Source organism: Agromyces selenitireducens, assembly GCF_052748465.2.
The window spans coordinates 161158-171294 of the sequence record NZ_CM188259.1 but is presented as its reverse complement, the minus strand read 5'-3'; the positions used below and the strand labels follow the sequence as shown (position 1 = coordinate 171294).

Annotated in this window: 12 protein-coding genes; 6 read left to right on the top strand and 6 right to left on the bottom strand. The window is 73.1% G+C overall.

Annotated elements, in window-relative coordinates; translation table 11 throughout:
- Positions 1-2 precede the first annotated feature (2 nt).
- Positions 3-539: a YbhB/YbcL family Raf kinase inhibitor-like protein gene (locus ACULK4_RS00825; RefSeq protein WP_445964026.1), complete on the bottom strand. Its 537-nt coding sequence runs from the start codon at positions 537-539 to the stop codon at positions 3-5.
- A 120-nt stretch (positions 540-659) separates the two neighbouring features.
- Here ACULK4_RS00825 and trhO point away from each other — a divergent pair, with 120 nt between their 5' ends.
- On the top strand, positions 660-1559 hold the full coding sequence (gene trhO / locus ACULK4_RS00820; protein WP_445964025.1) for an oxygen-dependent tRNA uridine(34) hydroxylase TrhO: 900 nt from the start codon (positions 660-662) through the stop codon (positions 1557-1559).
- A gap of 13 nt (positions 1560-1572) precedes the next feature.
- Here the strand turns inward: trhO and ACULK4_RS00815 are convergent, their stop codons facing one another.
- Positions 1573-1887, bottom strand: coding sequence for an aldehyde dehydrogenase family protein (locus ACULK4_RS00815; protein ID WP_501043347.1), 315 nt, complete (start codon positions 1885-1887; stop codon positions 1573-1575).
- Positions 1888-1933: 46 nt separating this feature from the next.
- On the opposite strand from ACULK4_RS00815, the gene ACULK4_RS00810 reads away from it, so the two are divergent.
- Complete coding sequence (locus ACULK4_RS00810) at positions 1934-2326, top strand: hypothetical protein (protein WP_445964023.1); 393 nt, start codon at positions 1934-1936, stop codon at positions 2324-2326.
- A 29-nt stretch (positions 2327-2355) separates the two neighbouring features.
- Here the strand turns inward: ACULK4_RS00810 and ACULK4_RS00805 are convergent, their stop codons facing one another.
- The 3 genes from ACULK4_RS00805 to ACULK4_RS00795 are packed head-to-tail and all read right to left on the bottom strand — an operon-like array spanning position 2356 to position 5018.
- Positions 2356-3429 (bottom strand): serine hydrolase domain-containing protein, encoded by a 1074-nt coding sequence (locus ACULK4_RS00805; RefSeq protein ID WP_445964154.1) that lies wholly within the window; start codon positions 3427-3429, stop codon positions 2356-2358.
- Positions 3430-3477: 48 nt separating this feature from the next.
- Positions 3478-4089: a hypothetical protein gene (locus tag ACULK4_RS00800; RefSeq protein ID WP_445964022.1), complete on the bottom strand. Its 612-nt coding sequence runs from the start codon at positions 4087-4089 to the stop codon at positions 3478-3480.
- Positions 4086-5018, bottom strand: a complete 933-nt coding sequence (locus ACULK4_RS00795) for an LssY C-terminal domain-containing protein (RefSeq protein ID WP_445964021.1) — start codon at positions 5016-5018, stop codon at positions 4086-4088. Before ACULK4_RS00795 ends, ACULK4_RS00800 begins: the two co-directional genes overlap by 4 nt.
- A 49-nt stretch (positions 5019-5067) precedes the next feature.
- On the opposite strand from ACULK4_RS00795, the gene ACULK4_RS00790 reads away from it, so the two are divergent.
- Positions 5068-6279: a cysteine desulfurase-like protein gene (locus ACULK4_RS00790; RefSeq protein ID WP_445964020.1), complete on the top strand. Its 1212-nt coding sequence runs from the start codon at positions 5068-5070 to the stop codon at positions 6277-6279.
- Between the two features lie 19 nt (positions 6280-6298).
- Here ACULK4_RS00790 and ACULK4_RS00785 read toward each other — a convergent pair whose 3' ends face one another.
- Positions 6299-7393, bottom strand: coding sequence for a serine hydrolase domain-containing protein (locus tag ACULK4_RS00785; RefSeq protein WP_445964019.1), 1095 nt, complete (start codon positions 7391-7393; stop codon positions 6299-6301).
- A 72-nt stretch (positions 7394-7465) separates the two neighbouring features.
- On the opposite strand from ACULK4_RS00785, the gene ACULK4_RS00780 reads away from it, so the two are divergent.
- The 3 genes from ACULK4_RS00780 to ACULK4_RS00770 all read left to right on the top strand — a co-directional run bounded on the left by ACULK4_RS00780 (position 7466) and on the right by ACULK4_RS00770 (position 10066).
- Complete coding sequence (locus ACULK4_RS00780; protein WP_445964018.1) at positions 7466-8239, top strand: isocitrate lyase/PEP mutase family protein; 774 nt, start codon at positions 7466-7468, stop codon at positions 8237-8239.
- A gap of 97 nt (positions 8240-8336) precedes the next feature.
- On the top strand, positions 8337-9233 hold the full coding sequence (locus ACULK4_RS00775) for an ATP-binding cassette domain-containing protein (protein ID WP_445964017.1): 897 nt from the start codon (positions 8337-8339) through the stop codon (positions 9231-9233).
- Positions 9233-10066: an ABC transporter permease gene (locus tag ACULK4_RS00770; RefSeq protein WP_445964016.1), complete on the top strand. Its 834-nt coding sequence runs from the start codon at positions 9233-9235 to the stop codon at positions 10064-10066. The genes ACULK4_RS00775 and ACULK4_RS00770 overlap by 1 nt, the downstream gene beginning before the upstream one ends.
- Positions 10067-10137 lie beyond the last annotated feature (71 nt).

The window sequence follows — 10137 nt, the reverse complement described above, 5'->3', positions numbered from 1 at the left end:
CGTCAGTCGCGGTTGACGGTGCCGGTGAGGATGCCGCGCGCGAGGCTGTGGAAGAAGCAGCGGATGCCGAGGATCGCCGGCGACGTGTCCGGGTCGAGGTCGAGGCTCGGCACGTCGAGCGCGTGCACCACGAAGAGGTACCGATGCAGGCCGGTGCCGCGCGGTGGCCCGACCCCGCCGAAACCGCGGTCGCCGTCCTCGTTGCGGAGCACCAGCGAGCCCTCGGGCAGCGGCGGCCCACCCGGCCCTCCGGCGCCGGCATCGAGGCTCGTCGTGCTCACGGGGAGGTTCAGGACCGCCCAGTGCCACCATCCGGAACCCGACGGCGCGTCGGGGTCGAGGCACGTCACGACGAAGCTGCGCGTGCGCTCGGGGAAGCCCGACCACGACAGCTGCGGCGAGCGGTCGACCCCGCCCGCCGCGGCGCTCCACTGCGGGCGGGCGAGCGGCCCGCCGTCGGCGAAGTCGGTGCTCGTGACCGCGAACGAGCCCACGGGCCGAAGCTTCTGCAACGCGTCGTAGGGGTCCACGTCGAGCATCGCGATCCTCCTCGTTCGGGGCGGGCGGCGTCGCGGTCAGGATACGACCGCGATCGCGAACGCCGTCGTGCACGCGCCGCGACGCGGCATCCGCCCAGCGAATCGACCTATGATCGGCCGGTGCCGCTCGCCAAGATCCTGCTGTTCTACGTGTTCACGCCGCTCGCCGACCCCGACGCGATCCGGCTGTGGCAGCGCGACCTCGCCGAGTCGCTGGGCCTGCGGGGGCGCATCCTCATCTCGGAGCACGGGCTGAACGGCACCCTCGGCGGCGAGATGGGCGCGCTCAAGCGCTATGTGCGCAAGATCCGCGACTACGCCGCGTTCAAGCCCGTCGACGTCAAGTGGAGCGAGGGCACCGGACTCGATGACGACGGCCGCAGCCTCGACTTCCCGCGCCTCAGCGTGAAGGTGCGCGACGAGATCGTGTCGTTCGGCGCGCCCGGCGAGCTGCGCGTCGACGGCGGCGGCGTGGTCGGCGGCGGCACACGGCTCACCCCCGAGGCGCTGCACCAGCTCGTGGCGGAGCGCGGCGACGACGTCGTGTTCTTCGACGGCCGCAACGCGCTCGAGGCCGCGATCGGGCGGTTCCGCGACGCGGTCGTGCCCGACGTCGAGACCACGCGCGACTTCGTCGCCGAACTCGAGTCGGGGAAGTACGACGACCTCAAGGGCCGGCCGGTCGTGACCTACTGCACGGGCGGCATCCGCTGCGAGGTGCTCTCGAGCCTCATGGCGAGTCGCGGCTTCGGCGAGGTGTACCAGCTCGAGGGCGGCATCGTGCGCTACGGCGAGCGCTACGGCGACGACGGCCTGTGGGAGGGCTCGCTGTACGTGTTCGACGGGCGCGGCTCGGTCGACTTCAGCGACCACGCCGCGGTCATCGGCGTGTGCGAGGGCTGCGGGTCGCCGACGAAGCAGACGGTGGACTGCACGGATGCCGCGTGCCGCACGCAGCTGGTGCGATGCGCGTCGTGCGGGCCCGCGCGGTGCGCCCGCCACGCGGCGTCCGTCGCCTGATCGCGACGCCCGATCAGGCCGGGCGGAACCCCGTCGTCTCGGGCGGCGCCGCGTGCCGGATCATGAGGTGCCGGGTGACCGAGTAGTCGAGCAGCGGCTCGATGGACATGTCCTTGCCGAAGCCGGAGCCCTTCACGCCGCCGTGCGGCGCCTCGGAGGCGATCGGGAGGTGGTCGTTGACCCAGGTCACGCCGACGTCGAGCGACTGGCTCGCCCGCAGCGCCCGGGCGACGTCGGAGGTCCATACCGATGAGGCGAGTCCGTAGGCGCTGTCGTTCGCGAGCGCGATCCCCTCGGCCTCACCGTCGAACGGCAGAACGACCAGCACGGGCCCGAACACCTCCCCCTGCACGATCTTCGCCGCGCTCGACGTCGTGCTCGAGGAACCGCTCGGCACCGCCCCCGACACCCGGTTCGACGCCGGGGCGCTGCGCGCGGCGTCGGCCGCGACCGACGAGCTGCTCGCGGCATCCGTCGACTGGCTCGCCCCGATGGCCGACCTGCTCGCCGGACCGATGGACACCTGGCTGCTCGCCCCGGTCGAACGGGCCTCCAGCGCACAGCAGTCGGCGCTCATGCTGCGCGAAGTGCCCAGACGCGCGGCCTACGCGTCCGAGACCGGCGACTGGTCGCACGTCGAGGTGTACCTGACCAAGACGCAGGACTACCGCGCGCTGGTGTTCGCCGGCAGCGCGTGGGACGTCTCGGCGCTCGTCGAGCCGCTCGTCGGCGAACTCGTCGCCGACCACTGGCTGCGCTCGGGCTGAACCCGTTGCGGCTCGACAGGGCCGAGCACTCAGCCGTCGTCGCGGGAGACCCGGATCATGATGTCCTCGGCGAGCGCGTCGACCGGCTCTCCCGAGTTCGCCAGTACGATCACGGCACGCCCGGCTGTGCGGTCGACGACGAGGCTCGCGCCGAAGCCGGCGGTGAGACCTCCGTGCGAGGCCACGTCGTGGCCTGCGTACCCGGTCGACAGGCTCCAGAAGCAGCCGATCCGCGACCCCTCCCACTCCGCGAGCGGCTCGAGTGCGGCGCTGTCGGCGAACGGCCCGTCGATGACCGCGCGAGCATAGGCCGCGAGGTCGTCGATCGTCGCGACGATGCCGCCCGCGGGCGCGAACGCTCCGAGCGTCGACGGTTCCGCCGGGCGCCCGTCGGCGAGGAAACCGGGGGCGAGCGACGCGGGGACCTCGTCGTCCTCGACCGGCAGGGACGCGCCGTCGAGGTCGAGTGGATCGAGGATCCGCTCCTCGAGCAGGGTCGGATAATCCGTACCGGCGGCGGCGGCCAGCGCATGACCCGTGAGTGCGGCGCCCAGGTTCGAGTACTGCGGCCTCGCGTCCGGCGCGAGCGGTTCGGCCCGGGCGAGGGCGAGCAGCTCGGGCACGGTCTCGTCGAGCACGTCCTCGCCCGAGTGGAAGCCGTCCTCGACGGCGGCGATCCACTCCGGGTCGCTCGGGAACGTCGGCAGGCCCGAGCGGTGCGTCGCGAGCTCTCCCAAGGTGGCGGATGCCACGGCGGCATCACCCAGGTCGAGGTACTCGCCGATCGGGTCGTCGAGCGCGACCTCGCCGCGCTCGACCGCATCGGCCAGCAGCAGCCCGGTGAAGGTCTTGGTGACCGACCCGATCTCGAACGCGGTGTCGTCGTCCGCGCCGACGAAGGCGACCCGCACGTCGTCGCCCTCCACCACCGCCACCGCGGCCCGGTCATCCGGGTCGGTGAAGGTCGGCCGGATGGCGCGCAGCAACTCCTCGTCGCTCCCGGCGTTCGGCGATGCCGCCGGGCCCGGGGAACCGGCGACGGCGCCTGGCGTGCATCCTGCGAGTGCGGCCGTGGTGGCCAGCGCGAGCACGACGGCGGCCATGCGGCGCAGGTGGCGGCGGGTGGAGGAGTCGGTCGGCACCCGGAGAACCTACGGCGTCGTTCCGACGACGTCATCAGGGGTGTCCCGGAGGGTGCGGCCCGTCCGGCCCCGGCCCCGGCCTGAGGCCGCGTGCCGGCCGGTGCGCGGCAGCCGCGCCCAGGCGCGCGCGTTGCGGCTCGACAGGGCGAGCAGGATGAGGATGTCGAGCGCGACGGTGACGAACGTCGTCCGCACGGTCACCTCGACGTCGCCCGTGAACGAGTCGATCGCGGCGATGCTGATGTTGATCGTCGCGAAGAGCATGACGGTGATCCGCGCCCAGTTGCTGCCGAACCAGACGAGCACCGCGAGCACCAGGTCGATCGCGAGGACGGTGCCGCCGATGACGAGGACGACCGTCAGCGCCGCATCGGACGCCGCGGCCGACCCGCCGCCGAGGCGCACGTCGAACTCCTCCTCGACCAGACCCCAGTTCGCGGAGAGCGCGATGAGCCACACGATGCCGGCGAGCACCCGCAGCATGACGAGGACCGACCCGAACGCGGTCGCGGCGGGCCGGTGCATCCGCCGGCGCAGCGGCTCGTGCTCGGCGAGGCGCGTGGGCGGCTCGAAGGCGGCGCGCTTCTCGACGGGGAGGTCGGGGCCGGCCGCGGCGGTCACGGCGCCGCCCCCTCGATGACGGATGCCTCCGGGCCGTCGGTCGCCTCCGCGCGGGCTCCGCCCGCGGCATCCGTCACCCGCACCCCGCCGACGTCGACCACCGGGAGGTCGCCGTCGGTGCGGATCGTGTCGCCGCCGCCGTTGCGCGAGTGATACCCGGTGGAGAAGTCGTGCAGCACGCGGACGCGCACGCCCACCTCGGCGGCCGTGAGCGTCGCGACGATGTGGTCGCGCTCGATGTCGATGTCGGCGTCGATCTTGTGGGTGACCTGCAGGGTGAACAGCGAGAATCCGACCGCGCGGTCGAACGTGCCCGCAGCGAGCCAGTCGACGCGATGTCCGCCCGGCAGCAGCCAGCCGTCGGGCGTGCGCCAGAACCTGACGTGATGGCGCTTGGCGGGATTGCCCTCGACCTCCTGCTGGTACGCGAAGTCCTGCTGGCGACCGAACAGGAAGAGCGGGCTCACGGGCGCCTCGTGGTAGCTGCGGCGCGTGAGCGTCGACGTCACGATGCGCCAGCCCGAGGCGAGCGTGACGTCGTCGGCGCGCGTCCAGCCGGCGGCGCGCATCGCCGCGTGCACGGCGTCCTCGGGGCCGTCGAAGGCGAGGTTCACGGGGTCGCCGAGCAATCCGTCGCTCGTCCGGGTGCGGCCGATGAAGTAGTCGGGCACGTAGACGGTCGTGAGGATGCGGTGCAGGCGCGGCAGTGCGAGGTACGCGAGCACGAGCCAGAACACGACGAAGAACGCGATGCCCCACCATCCGAACTCGAAGGACTGCTCGAACAGCAGCCACGCCAGCCACACCGTCGCGAGGCCCGCGAAGATGAAGAAGAAGCCGTCGAGGAGGGCCGTGAACGACATCCGGGGCGGCAGGTCGGGCGGCGGGCGCTCGTCGCGCGGTCCGGGCGACTCCGCTGCCCCCTGCATGCCTGCATGCTAACCCCCGAGGGCGGTGACGTGACCTAGGCTCTCGCCCATGGCCTACGACGTCGTCCGCATCCGGTCCTGGTTCCCCGCGCTCGACTACGGGTGGGCGCAGTTCGACGGGCCCGGCGGCACGCAGACCCCGCGGCAGGTCGGGGAGGCCGTGGCATCCGTGCTCACCGGGCCGCTGTCGAACCGCGGCGTGATGGGCGAGTCCGAGGTGCGCGCCGAGGAGGCCGTGACGAGCTTCCGCCTCGCGGTCGCCGACCTCGTGAACGCCCACCCCCGCGGCGTGGTGCACGGTCGCAGCACGACGCAGCTCATCTACGACTTCTCCCGCCACCTCTCGCGCGACTGGGGCGCCGGCGACGAGATCGTCGTCACCCGCCTGGACCACGACTCGAACGTGCGCCCATGGGTGCAGGCGGCCGAGCGGACGGGCGCGACCGTGCGCTGGGCGGACTTCGACCCCGAGACCGGCGAACTGCCCGTCGAGGCCGTCACGTCGCTGCTCGGCGGCCGCACCCGGCTCGTCGCGGTGACCGCGGCGTCGAACCTCATCGGCACGATGCCCGACCTCCCGTCCATCGCCGCTGCCGTGCACGCCGCCGGGGCGCTGCTCTTCGTCGACGGGGTGCACTACGCCGCCCATGAGCTGCCCGACGTCGCGACCCTCGGCGCCGACTTCTTCACGTGCTCGCCCTACAAGTTCCTCGGCCCGCACTGCGGCGTGCTCGTCGCCCGCCCCGAGCTGCTCGAGACGATCGAGCCCGAGAAGCTGCTCCCCTCGACCAACGCCGTGCCCGAGCGCTTCGAGTTCGGCACGCTGCCCTACGAGCTGCTCGCGGGCGTCACGGCCGCGGTCGACGTGCTCGCCTCGCTCGACACCGACACCGAGGATGCCGCGGCCTCTCGCCGCGCGCGACTGGCCGCGTCGTACGCCGCCCTGCACGAGCACGAGCGCGCCCTCGCCGACCGGCTTCGCGCCGGACTCGACGAGCTCGACGGCGTGACCGTGTGGTCGCGGGCCGAGCGGCGCACGCCGACGGTGCTCATGACCTTCGACGGGGCTGCGACTTCCGACGTCGCGAAGCGGCTCGCGGCCGACCGCGTCCTCGCTCCGAGCGGCAGCTTCTACGCGCTCGAGGCGTCGAGGCACCTCGGTCTCGGCGACGACGGAGGTCTCCGGGTCGGCCTCGCGCCCTATACCGACCGATCCGACGTCGACCGGCTGCTCGCGGGCCTGACCGCGGCGCTGCGCTGAACGGACGGCCGGCCGCGGCTCACCCGCCGGCCAGCTGGATCAGGCCCAGCGCGGTCCCTCGCGTGTCGCCCGCGGAGTTCCGCAGCACGATCGACGCCGTTCCCGCATCGCGGTCGATCAGGATCGTGCTGCCGAACCCGCCGCTGCGACCGTCGTGGCCGGTCAGCGTCCGATCGGCGTGCTCGTCGATGAACCAGAGGTAGCCCACGCTCGTACCCGCGTCGACCTCGGAGACGGGGTCGAGCGCGGGGCTCTCGCTGAACGCTCCCGACAGCACGGCCGCGGCGAGCGCGACGAGGTCGTCGAGGGCGGCGTCGACCCCGGTCGCGGGCGTGTACGCCTCGAACGACCACGGCACGATGGGCCGGTTGGATGCCGAGTGCCCGAGGGCGAGCGCCGCCGGCACCTGCTCCGCCGTCTCGACCACCACCGCGCTCTCCATCCCCGCGGGATCCAGCACCCGCTCGCGCAGCACGGCTCCGTAGTCGGCGCCCGCGGCGGCGGCGAGTGCATGGCCGAGCAGGGCCGCACCCATGTCCGAGTACCGGTACGGCGGGTCCTCGGGGATCTCCACGGACGCGGCGTGCGCGAGCAGCTGCGCGACGTCGCCCTCGTCGGGGTCCTGCCCGGCTGCGGCCTGCCGGTCGAACTCGCGGACGAACTCCGGGTCCGGTGAGATGGGCGGCATCCCGGCCCGGTGGGTCGCGAGCTGCTCGAGCGTGACGGATGCCGCGTCCGAATCGCCCAGGTCGAGGTACTGCCCGAGCCGGTCCTCGAGGCGCACCTCTCCGCGTTCGAGGGCGGAGGCGAGGAGCAGTCCCGTCAGCGTCGTCGTGACCGACGCGATCTCGAACATCGTGGATCCGTCCGCGGAGAGGAAGGCCGTCCGGATCTCGTCGCCTGCGACGACCGCTGCAGCGACGCTGTGGTGGTCGCCGGGGTACCTGCGCTCGAGCTGCGAGAGGATCGCCGGGTCGCCCGTGCCGCGCACGTCGGGGTCGGAGCGGTCGAACTCGTAGGTGACCTCCTCGGACGCGCTGCATCCTGCGAGCATCACCGCGACGAGGGCGATGCCGGTGAGCGCGTGACGCGTCGCCACGCGGTGCGTGGCCATGAGCGCAGGGTACTCCCGCGACGTGCGCGCGCCAGCGGACGGGAGCCACCCGTCCGGCCCTAGTCTGTGCGCATGACCCCCGCCGCGTCCGCTGCCGAGCTCCAGCGCCTGCATTCCGACACGCAACTGCTCCAGGTCGTGAACGTGTGGGACGTCGCGAGCGCTCGCGCCGTCGCCGCGCTTCCCGACACCCGGGCGCTCGCGACCGCGAGCCACGGGATCGCCGCGACGTTCGGGTACCCGGACGGCGAACGCATCCCCGTCGACCTGATGCTCGACATGGTGGGTCGGATCGCGGCCGCGGTCGACGTGCCCGTGAGCGCCGACCTCGAGGCCGGCTACGGCGACCCCGGCGAGACCGTCCGACGCGCGATCGGGCTCGGGGTCGCGGGTGCGAACCTCGAGGACGAGCTGCGGCCGCTCGCCGACTCGGTCGGCGCCGTTCGCGCGGCCGTCGCGGCGGCCGAGGCCGAGGGGGTCCCGTTCGCCCTGAACGCCCGCACCGACGCGTGGCTGCGCGACCGCGATCGTCCGCGCGATGCCCGAGTCGGCGACGCGATCGAGCGCGGCCGCGCCTACCTCGACGCCGGCGCGACGTGCGTGTTCGTGCCGGGCGACTTCGGCGAGGACGTCATCGTCGAGCTCGTGGCCGGCCTCGGGGAACGACGGCTCAGCGTCATCGGCCTGCCGTCGGTCCCGCCGCCCGCACGGCTCGAGGACCTCGGCGTCGCCCGCATCTCGTACGGTCCGTACCCGCAGCGACTCGCCCTCACCGCATTGCAGGATGCCGCGGCGTACCTGTACCGCGGCGGCGTGCTGCCCCGCGACATCCGCCCTCTCACCTGACCCGCCCCGCGCACCCGCGCCGAGGTCGCCGACGAGTCGATAGTCTGGCCGGGGCCCGCGGCGTCGCGCGGCCCCGGACCCTACCCGAGGAGCATGCATGGCGGACGGCATCCCCATCGAGATCAGCGGCCTCACCAAGCGCTTCGGCCGGGTGACCGCGGTCCAGGACCTCTCGTTCCGGGTCGAACCGGGCCGGGTGACCGGATTCCTCGGACCGAACGGCGCCGGCAAGACCACGACGCTGCGTGCGCTCCTCGGCCTCGTGCGCCCGACCGAGGGCACCGCGACGTTCGCGGGCCGCCGCTACCGCGACCTCGAGCGACCCCTCGAGACCGTGGGTGCGGCCCTCGACGCGGCGTTCCACCCGGGGCGCACCGCCCGCAACCACCTCCGCGTCATGACCGGCGCCGGCGGCATCCGTTCGAACCGGGTCGACGAGGTGCTCGCCCAGGTCGGGCTGGCCGAGTTCGCCGACCGGCGCGTCGGCGGGTACTCGATGGGCATGCGGCAGCGCCTCGCGCTCGCGACGACCCTCCTCGGCGATCCGCGCGTGCTCGTGCTCGACGAACCCATCAACGGCCTCGATCCCGAGGGCATCAAGTGGATCCGCGGCTTCCTGCAGGGACTCGCGCGCGAGGGGCGCACGGTGCTCGTGAGCTCCCACCTGCTGAGCGAGGTGCAGCAGTCGGTCGACGACGTCGTGATCATCTCGCGCGGCCGCCTGGTGAAGTCGGGACCGCTGTCGAGCCTCGAGCGCGACATCGCTCCGCGCACCGTCGTCGATTCGCCCGACCGGCTGCGGCTCGCGGCAGCGCTCCACCAGGCCGGACTGGAGTACTCGGAGGGCCCGGACGGGATGGTCGTCGCGGAGCCCGAGCCGGGCGTGGTCGGGCATGCGGCGTTCGTGGGCGGGGTCGAGCTGAGTGCACTGCATCGGATGACATCGGGCCTCGAGGACTCCTTCCTCGCGCTCGTCGGCGGAGGTGAGGAGTGATGTCGTTCGTGCGATCGATCGGCGCGGAGTTCCGCAAGGTGTTCACCACGCGCATGTGGTGGCTGCTCTCGCTCATCCTCGTCGCCTACGTGGCGGTGATGTCCGGCGGCTTCGGCGCGTTCCTCGGGTGGACGGTGCAGAACCCGGATGCCGCAGCGCAGACCGGCAACGCGACTGCCATCCCGCCGGGTCTCGAGCTCGCGCCGCTCCTGTACAGCTTCGCGACGTCGGTCGGGTACGTCTTCCCGGTCCTGCTCGGTGCGCTCGCGGTGACGACGGAGTTCCGGCACCGCACGCTGACGACCACCTTCCTCGCCGAGCCGCACCGCACGACCGTGCTCGGCGGCAAGTTCACGTCGCAGCTCGTCATGGGCGCGGTGCTCGGCGTGATCGGCTTCGCCACCTCGGTCGGCACCGGCGCCGCGGCCCTCGCCGCCTTCGACCTCGAGACGGGCCTCGACTCCTCCGACACCTGGGCACTCGTCGGACGCGGCATCCTCGCGATGGCGCTCTGGGGCGCGATCGGCGTGGGCCTCGGCGCGCTCGTGCCCAACCAGGTCGCGGCGATCGTGATCGTGATCGCGTTCACGCAGTTCGTCGAGCCCGTGCTGCGACTCGTGGCCTCGCTGAACGAGGTGACGGCCGACATCGGGCGGTTCCTGCCCGGTGCCGCGAGCGATGCGCTCGTGGGTGCCTCGTTCTACAGCATCGCCGGCATCGGCGGCGCGGTCGAGGTGCTCGAATGGTGGCAGGGCGGGCTCGTGCTCCTCGGGATCGCGGTCGTGGCGACGGTCCTCGGCGGTGCGACGACCTGGCGCCGCGACGTGTCCTGACACATCCCACGCGCTGACGCACCCCCACGTTCGGGGCGGATGCCACGCGGCCGCCCCGCCGCGTAGCATCC